This is a genomic window from Pantoea sp. S18 (assembly GCF_045689705.1).
Taxonomy (GTDB): Bacteria; Pseudomonadota; Gammaproteobacteria; order Enterobacterales; family Enterobacteriaceae; genus Pantoea; species Pantoea symbiotica.
This window is the reverse complement of record NZ_CP142688.1, coordinates 1,569,678-1,586,137: the sequence shown is the minus strand read 5'-3', so window position 1 is coordinate 1,586,137 and position 16,460 is coordinate 1,569,678. Positions and strand designations below refer to the sequence as shown.

At 54.1% G+C, this 16,460-nt stretch carries 19 protein-coding genes, 3 tRNA genes and 1 pseudogene; 15 read left to right on the top strand and 8 right to left on the bottom strand.

Annotated elements, in window-relative coordinates; all coding sequences use genetic code 11:
- The first annotated feature begins 69 nt into the window (after positions 1–69).
- The 6 genes and pseudogenes from VIJ98_RS07220 (at position 70) to VIJ98_RS07195 (ending at position 4,206) form a co-directional block, all read left to right on the top strand.
- A complete protein-coding gene (locus VIJ98_RS07220; RefSeq protein ID WP_323273039.1) occupies positions 70–660 on the top strand; it encodes a phage baseplate assembly protein V in 591 nt (196 codons plus the stop codon).
- Positions 657–1,007, top strand: a complete 351-nt coding sequence (locus tag VIJ98_RS07215) for a GPW/gp25 family protein (protein WP_323273037.1) — start codon at positions 657–659, stop codon at positions 1,005–1,007. The genes VIJ98_RS07220 and VIJ98_RS07215 overlap by 4 nt, the downstream gene beginning before the upstream one ends.
- 4 nt (positions 1,008–1,011) lie before the next feature.
- A complete protein-coding gene (locus tag VIJ98_RS07210) occupies positions 1,012–1,920 on the top strand; it encodes a baseplate assembly protein (protein ID WP_323273035.1) in 909 nt (302 codons plus the stop codon).
- Positions 1,913–2,522 (top strand): annotated as a pseudogene (locus VIJ98_RS07205) (phage tail protein I). Before VIJ98_RS07210 ends, VIJ98_RS07205 begins: the two are co-directional and overlap by 8 nt.
- On the top strand, positions 2,519–3,604 hold the full coding sequence (locus VIJ98_RS07200; protein ID WP_323273034.1) for a phage tail protein: 1,086 nt from the start codon (positions 2,519–2,521) through the stop codon (positions 3,602–3,604). Before VIJ98_RS07205 ends, VIJ98_RS07200 begins: the two are co-directional and overlap by 4 nt.
- A complete protein-coding gene (locus VIJ98_RS07195; RefSeq protein ID WP_323273032.1) occupies positions 3,601–4,206 on the top strand; it encodes a tail fiber assembly protein in 606 nt (201 codons plus the stop codon). The genes VIJ98_RS07200 and VIJ98_RS07195 overlap by 4 nt, the downstream gene beginning before the upstream one ends.
- Here the strand turns inward: VIJ98_RS07195 and VIJ98_RS07190 are convergent.
- On the bottom strand, positions 4,178–4,420 hold the full coding sequence (locus tag VIJ98_RS07190; protein ID WP_323273030.1) for a hypothetical protein: 243 nt from the start codon (positions 4,418–4,420) through the stop codon (positions 4,178–4,180). The genes VIJ98_RS07195 and VIJ98_RS07190 overlap by 29 nt on opposite strands.
- A 1-nt stretch (position 4,421) precedes the next feature.
- Complete coding sequence (locus VIJ98_RS07185) at positions 4,422–4,799, bottom strand: hypothetical protein (protein WP_323273028.1); 378 nt, start codon at positions 4,797–4,799, stop codon at positions 4,422–4,424.
- A 137-nt stretch (positions 4,800–4,936) separates the two neighbouring features.
- On the opposite strand from VIJ98_RS07185, the gene VIJ98_RS07180 reads away from it, so the two are divergent.
- From VIJ98_RS07180 to VIJ98_RS07140, 9 genes are all read left to right on the top strand, one after another.
- Entirely contained in the window at positions 4,937–5,515 is a 579-nt protein-coding gene (locus tag VIJ98_RS07180; protein ID WP_323273026.1) for a recombinase family protein, read from the top strand.
- A gap of 80 nt (positions 5,516–5,595) precedes the next feature.
- A complete protein-coding gene (locus VIJ98_RS07175; RefSeq protein WP_323273024.1) occupies positions 5,596–6,765 on the top strand; it encodes a phage tail sheath protein in 1,170 nt (389 codons plus the stop codon).
- A 12-nt stretch (positions 6,766–6,777) separates the two neighbouring features.
- Positions 6,778–7,287, top strand: coding sequence for a phage major tail tube protein (locus VIJ98_RS07170; protein ID WP_323273022.1), 510 nt, complete (start codon positions 6,778–6,780; stop codon positions 7,285–7,287).
- A 51-nt stretch (positions 7,288–7,338) separates the two neighbouring features.
- Entirely contained in the window at positions 7,339–7,617 is a 279-nt protein-coding gene (locus VIJ98_RS07165) for a phage tail assembly protein (protein ID WP_222210632.1), read from the top strand.
- A 32-nt stretch (positions 7,618–7,649) separates the two neighbouring features.
- Positions 7,650–7,775: a GpE family phage tail protein gene (locus VIJ98_RS07160; RefSeq protein ID WP_323273018.1), complete on the top strand. Its 126-nt coding sequence runs from the start codon at positions 7,650–7,652 to the stop codon at positions 7,773–7,775.
- The gene (locus tag VIJ98_RS07155) at positions 7,765–10,227 is read left to right on the top strand and encodes a phage tail tape measure protein (RefSeq protein WP_323273016.1); all 2,463 of its coding nucleotides are present in this window, start codon (positions 7,765–7,767) and stop codon (positions 10,225–10,227) included. The genes VIJ98_RS07160 and VIJ98_RS07155 overlap by 11 nt, the downstream gene beginning before the upstream one ends.
- Positions 10,228–10,230: 3 nt before the next feature.
- The gene (locus VIJ98_RS07150; protein ID WP_323273014.1) at positions 10,231–10,758 is read left to right on the top strand and encodes a phage tail protein; all 528 of its coding nucleotides are present in this window, start codon (positions 10,231–10,233) and stop codon (positions 10,756–10,758) included.
- Positions 10,755–11,915: a phage late control D family protein gene (locus VIJ98_RS07145; protein ID WP_323273013.1), complete on the top strand. Its 1,161-nt coding sequence runs from the start codon at positions 10,755–10,757 to the stop codon at positions 11,913–11,915. Before VIJ98_RS07150 ends, VIJ98_RS07145 begins: the two co-directional genes overlap by 4 nt.
- Positions 11,916–11,989: 74 nt before the next feature.
- Entirely contained in the window at positions 11,990–12,208 is a 219-nt protein-coding gene (locus VIJ98_RS07140) for a DNA-binding transcriptional regulator (RefSeq protein WP_154152917.1), read from the top strand.
- A gap of 191 nt (positions 12,209–12,399) precedes the next feature.
- Here the strand turns inward: VIJ98_RS07140 and VIJ98_RS07135 are convergent.
- The 6 genes from VIJ98_RS07135 to uvrY all read right to left on the bottom strand — a co-directional run bounded on the left by VIJ98_RS07135 (position 12,400) and on the right by uvrY (position 16,060).
- Positions 12,400–12,485 (bottom strand) — tRNA-Leu (locus VIJ98_RS07135).
- Between the two features lie 11 nt (positions 12,486–12,496).
- Positions 12,497–12,570: transfer RNA gene (locus VIJ98_RS07130), tRNA-Cys, on the bottom strand.
- A gap of 42 nt (positions 12,571–12,612) precedes the next feature.
- Positions 12,613–12,688: transfer RNA gene (locus VIJ98_RS07125), tRNA-Gly, on the bottom strand.
- A gap of 270 nt (positions 12,689–12,958) precedes the next feature.
- A complete protein-coding gene (gene pgsA / locus VIJ98_RS07120; protein WP_008102316.1) occupies positions 12,959–13,507 on the bottom strand; it encodes a CDP-diacylglycerol--glycerol-3-phosphate 3-phosphatidyltransferase in 549 nt (182 codons plus the stop codon).
- Between the two features lie 68 nt (positions 13,508–13,575).
- Entirely contained in the window at positions 13,576–15,408 is a 1,833-nt protein-coding gene (gene uvrC / locus VIJ98_RS07115) for an excinuclease ABC subunit UvrC (RefSeq protein WP_323273010.1), read from the bottom strand.
- On the bottom strand, positions 15,401–16,060 hold the full coding sequence (uvrY, locus tag VIJ98_RS07110; RefSeq protein WP_008102320.1) for a UvrY/SirA/GacA family response regulator transcription factor: 660 nt from the start codon (positions 16,058–16,060) through the stop codon (positions 15,401–15,403). The genes uvrC and uvrY overlap by 8 nt, the downstream gene beginning before the upstream one ends.
- Positions 16,061–16,460: the final 400 nt, after the last annotated feature.

Here is a 16,460-nt window from a genome sequence, read left to right as displayed (position 1 = left end):
TTTGTCCTGTTAGAGATCAATAAACAGCATCATTTTTGCAAGGCTTGATGATTGAAGCATCATCTTGCCATGAACGAACAACTCTCCGAAATCCTGCGCCTGCTGCGCAACCTGATCCGCATTGGCACCGTATCCGCCGTAAAACTGGACGACGGGTTATGCCGCGTGGAAACAGGAAATAACACTACTGACTGGCTTCACTGGCTGTCTGCGCGTGCGGGTAAAACTCGTTCGTGGAATGCGCCGTCGGTAGGTGAGCAGGTGCTTATATTGTGCCTCGGCGGTGAACTCGATACCGGGTTTGTGCTGCCGGGGATCTTCTCTGATGACAATCCAGCACCATCTGCATCCGCTGACGCTCTGCACTGGTCATTCCCTGACGGCGCGGTGATTGAGTACGAGCCGGAAATCGGCGCACTCAAAGCAACAGGCATACAGACCGCTACCATTGAGGCGTCAGTAAAAATTCTGCTGAGCACGCCCGAAGTTGAATGCTCGGCGCACCTGAAAGCCAAAACGTTTGAGTTTTCAGAGGGCGGAAAGATGACCGGCAATGTCGAGCATAGCGGCGGAAAGTTCGACTCGAACGGCGTTGTTGTGGATGACCACGATCACGGTGGCGTGCAGCGCGGCGGAAGCAGAACGGATGGCCCTAAATGACGACAGCGAAATACATCGGCATGAACCGGGAAACCGGCGAGGCGCTTAACGACCTCGACCATATCCGCCAGTCAGTGCGTGACATTCTTTTAACACCGCTCGGCTCCAGGGTGATGCGGCGCAAGTATGGCTCGCTGCTGTCGGCGCTGATTGACCAGCCGCAAAACGAATCGCTACGCCTGCAGATTATGTCCGCCTGCTATATGGCGATCCTGCAGTGGGAGCCTCGGGTAAAACTCACCGGCATCAATTTCGATTCTGATTTCAACGGCAGCATGGTGGTTGAGCTGACCGGCAACCGCGCCGACACGACGCAACCTTTTTCCTTAACCGTTCCTGTGAGCTGAGAACATGGCAACCATCGACCTGAGCCAGCTGCCCGCGCCTGACGTGGTGGAAACGCTGGACTATGAAACCCTGCTGGCAGAGCGCAAAGCCACGCTGATTTCACTCTACCCGGAAGAACAGCAGGCCGCTGTTGCCCGCACGCTGTCACTCGAATCTGAACCCATCGTGAAGTTGCTGCAGGAAAATGTTTACCGTGAAGTGATTCTGCGCCAGCGCATCAACGAAGCGGCTAAGGCGGTGATGGTGGCTTATGCGCTTGACGACGATCTCGATCAACTCGGTGCGAATAATGGCGTTGAACGCCTGACCATTACAGCGGCAGATGAAACGACCATCCCGCCCACGGCGGCGGTGATGGAAAGTAATGATGATTTTCGCGCCCGTATCGCTGCTGCATTCGAAGGCTTAAGCGTTGCCGGGCCGACTGGCGCATATGAGTACCACGCCCGAAGCGCTGACGGCAGAGTGGCGGATGCGTCCGCCATCAGTCCATCGCCCGCCGTTGTTACGGTAACTGTGCTGGCGCGCGAGGGTAATGGCACCGCTGCCGACGACCTGCTGGCCGTGGTGGATGCCGCGCTGAACGATGAGAACGTGCGCCCGGTGGCTGACCGCGTAGGTGTGCAGTCGGCGCAGATAGTTGATTACGCCATCGAAGCTGAGCTTTATCTCTATCCGGGGCCTGAGGCTGAACCCATCCGCGCGGCATCTGAGGCAAAACTTGCGGCCTACGTGACTGCACAAAAACGGCTGGGCCGCGACATTCGCCTGTCTGCCCTGTATGCGGCTATCCACGTTGAGGGCGTGCAGCGCGTCAATCTGATCCAACCTGTCGCAGACGTGGTGCTGGACAAGACGCAGGCGGCATATTGCACCGGCTACACACTGACTGTGGGAGGCTCGGATGAGTGATCGCCTGTTGCCCACTGGTTCATCTTCACTAGAAGTTGCCGCCGCTAAAGCGCTGGCAAGCCTCAGCATGATGAATGTACCACTGCGCCAGCTCTGGAACCCGCAAACCTGCCCGGTGCAGTTGCTGCCCTATCTGGCGTGGGCATGGTCGGTTGACCGCTGGGACTCTGGCTGGAGTGAATCAACCAAGCGCGCCGTTGTGACGGCTGCGCGATACGTGCACCGCCATAAAGGAACCATTGGCGCAATCCGTCGCGTGGTTGAGCCGCTGGGCTATCTGATCCGCGTTATCGAATGGTGGAAGACCAATGAAACGCCAGGCACGTTCCGGCTTGATGTGGGTGTGCTCGATACCGGCATCACGGAGGAAATGTATAACGAGCTGGAACGGTTAATTGCGGATGCTAAGCCGTGCAGCCGTCATCTGATCGGGCTGTCCATAAATCTCGATGCAAACGGCGCAATACCGGTTGCCGTCGCCAGTTACAGCGGCGACGAGCTGACAGTTTATCCCTACACCCCCTGAACTTATCAGCGTCGGCGGGCCGGTCTATTCCGGCGCGGCGGTGCATCTTATCGACCTGACGGAAGTAAGCGCATGACACAAAAATATTTTGCCCTGCTGACCAATCAGGGCGCGGCTAAGCTGGCGAACGCCGCCGCGCTCGGCACCAAAGTAGACCTTAAAGAAATGGCCGTTGGTGACGGTGGCGGCACGCTGCCCACGCCAGATCCGGCGCAGACGAAACTTATCGGCGAGAAGCGCCGTGCACAGCTTAACTCTCTGTCGATTGACGCGGCGAACAGCAGCCAGATTATTGCCGAGCAGATTATCCCGGAAAGCGAAGGCGGTTTCTGGATCCGTGAGATTGGGCTTTATGACGCTGACGGCGTGCTGATTGCGATAGCGAACTGCGCGGAGACTTATAAGCCAATGCTTGCCGAGGGCAGCGGGCGCACGCAGACGGTGCGCATGATTTTAATCGTGAACAGCACCAGCGCTGTGACTCTGAAAATCGATCCCTCGGTGGTGTTGGCGACGCGTAAATATGTTGATGACGCTGTGATCGAGGTTAAGGCCTACACCGACAGCGTAATGAAGAAGCACGCAGATGCAGATAATCCGCACAGTCAGTACCTGCAGATAGCAAATGCCCTTGCTGAAATTAAAAGCGCTGGCCTGATTGGTGACGTTCTCAAAAACCTTGGTTTAGGCGAAGGCTCGCCTGTCATCGGATCGCCATTCCCATGGCCTCACACGAAAATGCCCAATGAACTGTTTGAATCAATGGCTGGCATGGTGTTCCTGAAAAGTAACGGTGCAAACTTTAGCAGCACGCTATACCCGAAGCTGGCGCTTGCTTATCCGGGTTTAAAACTTGCAGATCTTCGGGGCGAGTTTATACGCGGATGGGATGACGGGCGCGGTGTGGACAATGCCCGCGCCTTGATGAGTAGCCAGATGGATGCTCTTCAGAACCACGGACACCGCACAATCAGGCTGCGCTTTGTCGGCGGACCCGGCGGCAACTTTGCAATTCCGGACGGAAGCTCGGATTTTACGGGCGACAATGATTTAGTCGGAGACGTGTCAGCGCGAAATTTCAATGGCGGGGCTGCACGTATCGCTGGTGAAACTCGTCCGCGAAACGTCTCATTCAACTACATCGTAAGGGCAGCATGATGATCGCAGAAAATAGCGTAACGCTTGATGTAAACGGGCTGGCTAAATCCTCTGGCAGCCTCATGGTTTATAACTTCAATACTGAAACCGGGGAATACACCGGCAGCAGTCTGGAATTTCTGGTGCAGGGTGTAGGCATTCCTGCGCACTCTTCTTTCAATGCTCCGCCTGAATGCGAGTCGGGAAAAGTATGCTTATTTCGTGATGGCGCCTGGCAGCAAATAACCGATCATCGTGGCGAAACGGTGTACAACATTGAGACCGGCGAAGCATTCACTTTGCTGCAGCCCGGCGATTATCCCGATGGTTGTACGCCATTAAAGCCCGTAACCATCTTTGATAAGTGGGACGGTTCTGCATGGGTTACTGATCAAGCCGCACAACTTAAAGCAGCAGTGACCGCCGCAAAGGCAGAAAAATCGCAACGCATCAGTGAAGTTGGAAGCATTACCCAGACGTTGCAGACACAGCTGATGCTGGGCATCATCACCGATACAGACAAAGCATTACTCATAGCGTGGATGGAATATCTGCAGGCGGTACAGGCCGTAGACGTGTTAGCCACATCTGAGATTAACTGGCCTTCCCGTCCTGAAAATTAACAGGTGCATCATTGTCCGTGACGTATTCTCGCAGGAATTCAGGATACGTCACGGACACATTGCCATTACTGATTCTGAAGCCCGTCGCTCCCCATATAATCGCTCGTCGCAGGAATGCCTCTGCGGCGGCAGATACCTCTACTGAATCCTCCGGCTTTTCCATCGCATTTAAAAAAAATCCCATCGCAGTCGGACTGAAATAAAGGTTCGCCATATCAATATCCCGTTGATTCAAAGTGAATGGTTGGGGCTTCACCAGGAACGTTTGTCGTATAGGCAACAGTGAAGCGCGTTTTTGAAACATCGTTACCGGTGTCAGTATCTCTGTGAACGGCTATGGACCTGCCCGCCATCGATCCCTGCGTTGTATAGGAAGGACTGGCGAGCGTCGCGAGCGTAGAAACCTGTGCGCCCGGATACTGCCTTGGAAAAGCGACGCGATAATAGTGAGTATAAAAATCCACGCCTCCGATGGTCTGTTTATTAAAGCTGCCGACAGGTGCAAGCGTGACAGTACCAAACTGTCTGATCATGCCATTAGGCAGCACTGACCATCCGTTCTGCCCGTTGCGTGAATAGCCGAAGGCAGACATATCAGGCAGCTGCTTATCACCTGTTCCGACGTCGCGCTTTGCGGCTTCGCCCAAACCAAGGTTTTTGAGAAAGATACTCCTGGCATTAATTCGCGGCCTGCTGGCACACTTCGCGGCTTTTGAGGGGGGGTGAGTCCATGCTAATTGGCTATATCAGGGTGTCAACAAATGAGCAGAATACGGATTTACAGCGTAACGCACTGAAGAGCGCAAATTGCGACCTGATCCTAGAGGATAAAATCAGCGGAAAAACCCGCGACAGGCCCGGACTTAAAAAGGCGCTGCGCACTCTCGGACAGGGTGACACGCTCGTTGTCTGGAAGCTGGACCGTCTGGGACGCAGTATGCAGCATCTGGTTATGCTGACAGAGGAGTTACGAGAGAGAGGCGTCAACTTTCGCAGCCTGACAGACAGTATTGATACCAGTACGCCTATGGGAAGATTCTTTTTCCACGTCATGGGGGCTTTGGCTGAAATGGAGCGCGAACTGATCATTGAGCGCACTCGCGCCGGGTTGGCGGCTGCGCGTGAGAAAGGCCGCGTCGGTGGCAGAAGGCGTGTGATGACGCCTGACGTTATCGGGCGCGCAGAAAGAATGCTGGCGAACGGTGCAACGTTGCAGCAGATAGCGCTTGTGCTTGAGGTGTCTGTCAAAACACTTTACCGATACATTCCAGCAGAGCGGCAGCGGGAAATTATCAATTCTGTCTGCTGATGGTTCAGCAAACTCCAATCAAATGCGTTGCTTAATCTGGCCTGACACTCTGAGCACACCTTTAACCAGGAGTGCAACAGATGGCAGATTATCATCACGGTGTCCGCGTCGTCGAAATCAACGACGGCACGCGCACCATCTCCACAGTATCAACCGCAATTGTCGGCATGGTCTGCACCGCGCAGGATGCGGATGCGGCAACGTTCCCGCTTAATACGCCGGTACTCATCACCAACGTGCAGAGCGCAGTTGGCAAAGCTGGCGTGAAAGGCACGCTCTCTGCCTCGCTACAGGCTATCGCCGATCAGTCAAAGCCCGTCACCATTGTGGTGCGCGTGGCAGAAGGCGCGGACGAAGCTGAAACCATTTCCAATATCATCGGCGGCACCGATCAGAACGGCCAGTACACCGGCATGAAAGCGCTGCTCGCTGCGCAGACGCAACTCGACGTGAAGCCGCGCATCCTCGGTGTGCCAGGCCTCGACTCGCTGGAAGTTGCCACCGCGCTAGCCAGTATCGCGCAGCAGCTGCGCGCCTTCGCCTATGTGTCAGCGTGGGAATGCAAAACCATTTCCGAAGCCCGCCTTTATCGCGACAACTTCAGCCAGCGTGAGCTGATGGTGATCTGGCCCGATTTCCTCGCGTGGAACACCACCGCGAATAAATCAGACGTGGCTTACGCTACGGCCCGTGCGCTGGGCTTGCGCGCCAAAATCGACAACGACACCGGCTGGCATAAAACTCTGTCGAACGTTGGCGTAAACGGCGTGACCGGTATCTCCGCGTCGGTGTTCTGGGATCTGCAGCAGACCGGCACCGATGCCGACCTGCTGAACGAGGCGGACGTCACCACGCTGATTCGTAAAGATGGTTTCCGCTTCTGGGGTAACCGTACCTGCAGCGACGATCCGCTGTTCCAGTTTGAGAACTACACCCGCACCGCGCAGGTGCTGGCCGACACAATGGCCGAGGCGCACATGTGGGCGGTTGATAAACCGCTAACGCCAGTTCTTGTTAAGGAAATTATTGCGGGCATCAACGCGAAATTCCGCGAGCTGGTTAACGCCGGTTATTTGCTGGGCGCGTCCGCCTGGTACGACGAAAGCGCTAACGATAAAGACACCCTGAAAGCGGGCAAGCTCTTTATCGATTACGACTACACGCCGGTGCCGCCGCTGGAAGACCTGACGTTACGCCAGCGCATCACCGACACCTATCTGGCGAACTTCGCCGCATCCGTTAACAGCTGAGGAGCCGGATAAATGGCACTGCCACGCAAACTAAAGGCGATGAACCTTTTCAACGATGCAAACAGTTATCAGGGCATCGTCACCGCCGTCACGCTGCCGAAGCTGGCACGCAAGCTCGATCCGTACCGCGCGGGCGGTATGAGCGGCGCGGCGCACATCGACAATGGATTGGAAGATGACGCACTTGATGTGGAATGGAGTATCGGCGGCATGGATGAGCTGGTACTCACGCAATGGGGTGCATCTGCCGTGCCGCTGCGTTTCACCGGTTCTTATCAGCGTGACGATACCGGCGAAGAGATCGCGGTAGAGGTTGAGGTACGCGGTAAGCACCAGAGTTTTGACTTTGGTGAAGCCAAACAGGGCGAAGACACCGAGACCAAAATCATCTCGAAGTGCACCTACTACAAGCTGACGTGGAACGGCAAAGAGCTGATCGAAATCGACACCATCAACATGGTAGAGAAGGTAAACGGCGTTGACCGCCTCGAACAGCGCCGTAAAAACATCGGCCTGGTATAAACCTGCAACCAGCGCCAGCGCGGCGCTTGCTTAATTAAAGAGATAACCAAGATGGAACAGAACGAAAACACCGTGGTATTTGAAACTCCGCTTAAGCGTGGTGAAAGCGAAATCAAACAGGTTGAACTGATTAAACCAACGGCTGGAAGTCTGCGAGGCGTGCGCCTGGCCGACCTGTGTCAGTCAGATGTTGACGCGCTGCTGACCGTTTTACCGCGCATCACCCTGCCCTCATTAACGAAAGCTGAGTGCAACGCCCTCGACCCGATTGACCTGATCTCGCTAGGTGGCAAGGTGATTGGTTTTTTGCAGACGAAGTCGGACGAATAGAATGGCCTACCGGCCTGACGGTTAATGATCTAATGGCCGATGTGGCAACGATATTCCACTGGCCTCCTTCTGAAATGTACGACATGCCGCTGGCCGAGCTGATGGACTGGCGGCATAAAGCTTTTATCCGCAGCGGAGCAAACCCGGATGAGCAATAACCTCAGAGTGCAGGTGCTGCTGAACGCGGTAGACAAAGCCTCGCGCCCCTTCAAAGCTATCGAGCGAGCCACCCAAGGGCTTGCCACTGAGATCCGCCAGACTCAGAACAACATTAAAGCCCTCGATGCGCAGGCGGGTAAAATCGAGGGCTTCCGCAAGACCAGCGCGCAGCTTGCTATCACCCAACAGAGACTCAAAGATGCCAGGGCCGAAGCGGCAGCGCTTGCGGTGGCATTCAGAAGCACCGAGCGCCCAACGGCACAGCAGGCGCGTGCGCTTGAGAAAGCTAAGCAGGCAGCGGCAGAGCTACAAACCAAGTCGAATTCTTTGCGCCTGTCAGTGCAGCAGCAGCGTGAAGCATTAAAATCTGCAGGTATTTCCACACGCAATCTTAGTAGTGAACAGCAGCGCCTCAAGAGCGCTTCGGCACAAGCTACGCTCGCGATGAACCGGCAGAAACAGGAACTGCAACGGCTCAACGCGCAGCAGGAACGCTTAAACCGAACCAGCGAACGCTACCGCCGTGGACAGGAGCTGTCAGCGAAAGTGCGCAATACCGGTGCGGCAGGCTTTGCCGGTGGTAGCGCTGCACTCTATGCAGAAGGCAGGCTGATTGCGCCGGGTATGGAATTCGACAAGCAGATGTCAGAAACGCAGGCGCTGCTCGATACCGGTAAAAACGATCTTAAGCTGGCAGCTATCCGCAAACAGGCGCGAGACATTGGCGGCAGTACGGCATTTTCTCCAACGGATGTGGCGCGTACGCAGAGCACGCTGGCACGTTCCGGCTACGATGCCGACGCCATCCTGGCGTCAACCGAGTCGACGGTAAACCTGTCACTGGCGTCTAAGGTCGATATTGCCGAGGCGGCTGACATCGTTACCAACATGCAGACCGCTTTCAAAATTCCGATGGCGGAGATCCAGCGCGTTTCCGACGTAATGACAAAGGGTTTCACCAAGTCCAATACCAACTTACTTGAGCTGGGCGAGGCAATGAAATACGTCGCGCCGGTTGCGCGCGCGGCTGGCGCCAGCATCGAAGACACCACCGCCATGCTTGGTGTGATGGCAGATAACGGCATCAAAGGTTCGATGGCGGGAACCGGTGGCAGCGTAATATTCACCCGATTGCAGGCACCGACCGGCAGAACGTCCGCTGCCTTGGGCGAGTTAGGAGTTAAAACCCGTGACAGCAAAGGCAACATGCTGCCGGTGTTTGGCATCCTCAAAAGCATCGATGCCTCATTCAAAAAGAACAGGCTCGGCACAGCGCAGCAGGCGGAATACATCAAAACCATTTTTGGCGAAGAAGCGATGAAAGGTGCCATCAACCTTATCGATGCCGCCGGAAACGGTAAGCTTGATGAAAAGCGCGGCTACCTGATGAAAGCAGGTGGAGCCGCTAAACAGGTGGCAAATGTTCAGGTTGATAACCTCGATGGCGATCTGCTCAACCTATCATCAGCCTGGGAAGACGTACGCATTGAGGTATTTGAACAGCAGGATAAATCTCTTCGCAAGCTGACGACCACCGCCAATAAATGGCTTATCACCGCTGGCAACTGGGTGAAAGCCAATCCTGAACTGACAACCAAAATCGTTATGCTGACCGGCGCGGCGACTGCGCTAGTCGCAGGGCTGGGATTAATTGGTCTGGTTGCATGGCCCGTCGTCGCGGGAATTAACGCATTGATAGCAGGCGCGGCTTTTCTTGGCACAGCATTCAGCATTGCTGGCGGTGCAATAACAGCGGCGCTTAGTTTAATCACTCTGCCGGTCGTTGCTGTCGTAGCGGCCGTCGTGACGGGTGCATTGATGATCCGTAAATATTGGGAGCCTATCAGCGCATTTATGGCTGGCGTTGCTGACGGGTTTACTGCGGCGATGGGGCCGATAAGTGAATCGTTTGGCACGCTAAAGCCGCCGTTTGAATGGCTGGGCGGCAAGGTCAAAGAGCTTTGGGAATGGTTTGGCAAGCTGCTGGAGCCGGTGAAATCCACGCAAACAGAGCTGGCCTCAGCGGGTGAGATGGGTAAGAAGTTCGGCAACATGCTGGCGGAGGCTCTTAAGATACCAGGAGAAGCCCTTGATCAGTTGCGAGGTGGTATTGATTGGGTGCTGGAAAAACTCGGCATCATCGACACCAAATCTGATGGTCTGAAAGACAAAGTCCCCTCACCTGATCCGATAGCAACAGGCGGCGCTGGCGTAAATATGGGCGGGTTGCAATACAGCCTGGCAACTGGTGGTGCGCCCTATCGACCCGTGTCGGCACCGTCCGCAGGCGGCGGATTTACCGACCGCAGTCAGAACAGTTACCAGTATGAAATCAACATGCATGAAGGCATGAGCAAAGACGATGCGCTGGCACTTATGGCGCAGCATCAGGCGCGTGAGCAGCGTAACCGACAAGCGCAGAATCGCAGCAAAATGAGCTGGGAGGATTAAGTGATGATGATGATCTACGGCATGATGCCATTTATGCGACAGACGCTGCCTTATGGTGAGCTGCAGCAGAACATCGATTATCGCTGGCCGACTAACAACCGTGTCGGTCAGCGACCGGCGGCGCAGTTCATTGGGCCGGGCGACGAAAAAATTACGCTGTCGGGAGAGCTTCGACCGGAGATTACTGGCGGCGCCATTTCTTTGATGACGATTCGGCTGTTGGCCGATCAGGGCATGGCATGGCCGTTAATTGGCGGCAGCGGCATGATTTATGGCATGTACGTTATTGAGAGCATTTCAAATACCCACAGCGAATTTTTCCCTAACGGTACGGCCAGCAAAATCATGTTTACGCTAAGCCTGTTGCGTGTGGATGAGTCTCTTACGTCAATGTTTGGCGACCTGAAAAAGCAGGCTGATGGGCTTATCAGCGGTGCGGGAAATCTGCCAGGGCAAATCACATCGGCCATCGGCAGCGTTAAGTCAGCGGCTGGCAATCTCATTTCGCAGGCGGGAGGGTTGATCGGATGACCGGTATTAGTGGCCTGCCGGTGCAGATGGGCGCGCGTTTAACTCCTGATTTTATGCTGACGGTCAATTCAAAGGATGTCACAGCGAACATTCGTGATCGCCTGATATCGCTCACGCTGACCGATAACCGCGGCTTTGAGGCTGACCAGCTCGACATTGAGCTGGACGATGCAGACGGCCAACTGGCGATGCCAGTACGCGGAGCTGTGGTAACGCTGTTTCTCGGTTGGAAAGGACAAGCGCTGATCGGGAAAGGGAGTTTTACCGTAGATGAGGTTGAGCACCACGGCGCGCCCGACACCATGACTATTCGCGCCCGTAGTGCTGATTTTCGCGGCTCGCTGAATTCCCGCCGTGAAGTGTCCTACCACGAAACAACCCTGGGCGATATTGTCACGCAGATTGCCGGTCGCAATAAACTTAAACCTATGCTGGCCGATGGCTTTGCCAGGATTGCGGTGGCGCATATTGACCAGACACAGGAGACCGACGCCAAATTCCTGACGCGCCTTGCCACGCTCTATGGCGCGGTCGCTGCAGTAAAAGCCGGTCGTCTGTTATTTATCCGTCCGGGTAATGGCGTCACCATAAGCGGCAAACCCATCCCACAGATGACCATCACGCGTAACGACGGTGATCGTCATACTTTCAGCATTGCTGACCGTGGCGCTTATACCGGCGTATCAGCTAGCTGGCTTCACACCAAAGACCCAAAGCCTAAGAAAGTGAAGCTGCAACGCAAAACGAAAGTGCGGCAGCTTCGCGCGCTTGAACATCCCGCAGCAAAGAAATCGAAAACACAGGTTGTTAAGCCACCGGAAGCGAAAGAAGGTGATTATCTGGCAGGCAGCGAAGACAACGTGTTTTCGCTGACGACAGTCTATTCAAGCAAAGCAACGGCGATGCGCGCCGCTAAAGCTAAGTGGGAAAAGCTCCAGCGTGGCGTAGCTGAGTTCTCGCTTACGCTGGCAATGGGGCGAGCTGATCTCTATCCCGAAACACCGGTCAAAGTCAGCGGCTTTAAATCGGTGATCGATGCGCAGCCGTGGCTCATTAGTAAGGTGACGCATAGCCTGAGCAACAACGGCTACACCACACAACTCGATTTTGAGGTGTTACTTAATGACGTTGAGTATGACTCATTCACAAATGACTAGTTATTTATTTGCAAATGCCTACTCGTGTAGTCAAAATAGTAATTGATATTTCTAATTATTCAGGTAGCGCCTATATGATGCATTGTCCGCTTTGCCAGAACGCAGCACACACCAAATCTAGCCGTTATATCTCGAAGGAAACCAAGGAACGTTATCATCAGTGCCAGAACATCAACTGCAGTTGCACATTCAAATCACATGAAACTGTGGCACAGATAATCGTTTCGCCTGGTCAGATCAAATCTGTCCCACCTCACCCGCAGCGTGGAAGTCAGCAAATTTCCTGGTGGTAAAATGAAGCCCGCATCGCGGGTTTTCTTTTGCCTGTCGAATGGGAAAGTATGGGGGCAAAAAGTGTCGTGGACGCAATGTAGTCATTTTGTAGTCATTTCCAAATATGGTGCAGACTCCAGAAACGAAAAAACCGCCCTTGGGCGGTTACGACATTGCTTATACTGCTTTGTTTTAATTAGTCTTTTGAATATGGTGCCCGGGGCGGGACTTGAACCCGCACAGCCATAAGCCGAGGGATTTTAAATCCCTTGTGTCTACCGATTTCACCACCCGGGCAGGGTGTAAATTGGAGGCGCGTCCCGGAGTCGAACCGAGGTAGACGGATTTGCAATCCGTTGCATGGCCACTCTGCCAACGCGCCTTTAATCTGATATGTAATTCGTTGAATACGAATTACTAAATTTGGAGCGGGAAACGAGACTCGAACTCGCGACCCCGACCTTGGCAAGGTCGTGCTCTACCAACTGAGCTATTCCCGCATAATCTTCGTCTTTCAATTTGTTGCTGCGTTAGCTTCCTTCACTCACACAGGTCACTTACTGAAGTAAGCTCTTTGTGATTCGTTCAGTTGCTGCCTTGCTACAAAATGAAATACTCGATTCTGTATTTCTGCATCGAACTTACTGATTTCACTCAGCTTCTTGCGGACTCGCTGCTGTTCGATGCGATGCATTCTACTTATCTGACGCAGTGAGTCAATATAATTATCCACGCACTGCGTCCGTTTGCTGCTTTTTAAATCGCATCGATCAGCTATCGAGCAAATCGCCGCGCGCCGCGCTCAAATACTGGAACATTGACCAGAAAGTCAGCACCGCGGCGATGTACAGCGCAACCACACCCACGCCAACTACTGTGGCTTCAGGACGCCACAGCAAGGCGAACAGCGAGAACATCTGCGCGGTGGTTTTCACCTTGCCGATCCACGACACCGCTACGCTGCTGCGTTTGCCAATTTCCGCCATCCACTCGCGCAGCGCAGAGATTATGATCTCGCGTGCGATCATGGTTGCCGCAGGCAGCGTAATCCACCACGCGTGGAAATGCTCTGCCACCAGCACCAGCGCAATCGCCACCAGCACTTTATCCGCCACCGGATCCAGGAACGCGCCAAAACGCGTGGTCTGCTTCCAGCGACGCGCTAAAAAACCATCAAACCAGTCAGTGACCGCAGCAATCACAAAGATCAGTGCAGTAGCAAAAGGAGCCCATTGAAATGGCAGATAAAACGCCAGGACAAAGAAGGGAATAAGTACGACTCGAAACAGGGTAAGACACGTCGGAATGTTAAATTGCATATGCCAGTAACTGTCTGGTGTGAGTAGGGTTTCATGTATGTTCCTACATTGCCCCCCCTCTTTCAACGTTAGTGTTTCAGTGAGTAGTAGATTTTTTCCGCCAGCGCGGTAGAAATTCCCGGCACTTTGGCGATCTCATCGACGCTGGCATTCATCAACGGTTGCAGGCCGCCCATATACTTGAGCAGCTGTTGGCGCCGTTTTGGCCCCACGCCTTCAATGCTTTCCAGTGCGCTGGTGTTCTTCACTTTGGCGCGTTTTTTCCGGTGACCTGAAATCGCATGATTGTGAGAGTCATCACGAATATGTTGAATCACATGCAGTGCAGGCGAGTCCGGCGGCAAGGAAATACCCTCACCTTCCGCTTCAAAGAACAGCGTTTCCAGCCCGGCTTTACGATCGCTGCCCTTCGCTACGCCGAGTAAAATCGGACGATCTTTATCCCACGGCACATTCAGCTCGGCGAACACCTGCTTCGCCTGCGCTAACTGGCCTTTACCGCCGTCGATAATGATCACGTCGGGGATTTTGTCCTCTTCCAGCGCCTTGCCGTACCGACGGCGCAGCACCTGATTCATCGCCGCGTAATCATCGCCCGGCGTGATGCCTTCAATGTTGTAGCGACGGTAATCGGAACGCAGCGGACCATCACGGTTAAACACCACGCACGATGCAATGGTCTGCTCGCCCATGGTGTGGCTGATGTCGAAGCACTCCATGCGATGGATGGTGTCAAGCTCGAGGAACGTCGCCAGCGCCGCCAGACGCTGCTGAATGGTCGAGTGCTGCGACAGCTTGGTAATCAGCGCCGTCGCCGCATTGGTACGCGCCAGTTTCAGGTAGCGCGCGCGGTCGCCACGCGGCTTACTTTGAATATTCACTTTGCGCCCCGCCAGCACGCTAAGCGATTCGGCCAGCAGCTCGCGTTCTGGCAGATTAAAGTCCAGCAGGATTTCCGCCGGCAAAGTGCGCGCTTCACTGCCTTGCAGATAGAACTGGCCGACAAAGGTTTGCACCACTTCGGTCAGTTCGGTATCAGCGGGCACTTTCGGGAAGTAGCTGCGGCTGCCGAGCACTTTGCCCTGACGAATAAACAGCACGTGCAAACAAGCCATGCCGGCATCAAAGGCCACGCCCATCACATCCAGGTCTTCACCCTGATTGGAGACAAACTGCCGCTCGGTAACACGCCTTACCGCCTGAATCTGGTCACGTAAGATCCCCGCCTCTTCGAAGCGCAGCTCCTCACTGGCCTTTTCCATGCGTTTGACCAGTTGATTGATCACCTGATCATCTTTGCCCGCAAGGAACAGACGCACGTAATCGGTTTGCTGCGCATACTCCTCTTCGCTGACCAGCCCCGAAACGCAAGGCCCAAGGCAGCGGCCAATCTGATACTGCAAACACGGGCGCGAACGGTTGCGATACACGCTGTTTTCACACTGACGAATCGGGAACACCTTCTGCAACAACGCGAGGGTTTCACGCACCGCATAGCCATTTGGAAACGGCCCAAAGTATTCGCCTTTAGCATGCTTCGCACCACGGTGCATCGCCAGGCGCGGATGGCTATCGCTGCTGAGGAAAATATAAGGATAGGATTTGTCATCGCGCAGCAGCACGTTATAGCGCGGCTGGTAGAGCTTGATGTAGTTATGCTCCAGCAGCAGCGCTTCCGTTTCGGTGTGCGTCACGGTGACGTCGATGTTCTGGATGTTGCTGACCAGCACTTCAGTTTTGCGACTGCCCACCTGCGTACGGAAGTAGCTGGTCAGGCGCTTTTTGAGGTCTTTGGCTTTACCAACATAGATCACCGTGCCGGTCGCATCGTACATACGGTAGACGCCGGGTTGGCTGGTCACGGTGCTGAGAAAGGCTTTGGAATTGAAGACGTCACTCACTACTGATTAATGGCTCCGCATTGAACAGGCCATGTCGAATGGCCAAATGCGTTAACTCGACGTCGCCACTGATATTCAGCTTACTGAACATGCGATAGCGGTAACTGTTAACGGTTTTCGGGCTGAGACTGAGTTGTTCGGAGATTTCCGTCACTTTCTGCCCGCGCGTGATCATCAGCATAATCTGCAATTCCCTTTCCGACAAACAGCTGAACGGTGATTCGGCTTTTTGCGGTTCGATCTGGCTGAGTGCCATTTGCTGGGCAATATCGGAGGCGATATAGCGTTGCCCCGAATGTACCGAGCGGATCGCACTTACCACTTCCTGTGGCGCGGCACCTTTGCTGAGATAACCCGCTGCGCCCGCCTGCATCACTTTCGCCGGCAGTGGATTTTCGGTATGAATGGTGAGCATGATGATGCGAATGTCGGGGTTAAAGCGCACAATTTTGCGTGTTGCTTCCAGGCCGCCAATACCGGGCATGTTCATGTCCATCAGCACCACATCAACCGGATTGCTGCGGCACCATTTCACGGCGTCTTCACCGCAGGCCGCTTCACCGGCTATGACGAGTCCTTTCATATCTTCCAGAATGCGGCGAATACCGGCGCGGACCAGTTCATGGTCATCAACAAGAAGCAGGCTGATCAACGGGACGTACTCCGCAGGTTAAGAAAGGGAAATATATTTCAGAGCGGCTATCTTACCGGTTTTCAGGTGGAAAAAACATCTATCGCCACAGATAAATCTCAAATGAAATGATGCAAATCAATAACATTCTTTTGATCTTGCTTTTACCGCACGGGGCAATAACATGCAAAATTAGAGAAGTAAAATTGTGACTAATATCATTAAGTTATAATTTATAGCTCGATTTTGTTGTCGCACTCTGTTTGCCGGGTAAATAACAGCTAAACGCTAATTCTGATTGCTGACAAATAGCGCAATAGGCAATTAAATCGCGGTCTGGCTTTTACCGCTTCGCCTGCATTAAAATTCGTCTGACAACCATATGATATACTCTCTTTTTTACGCACAGGAAGAATGTGTC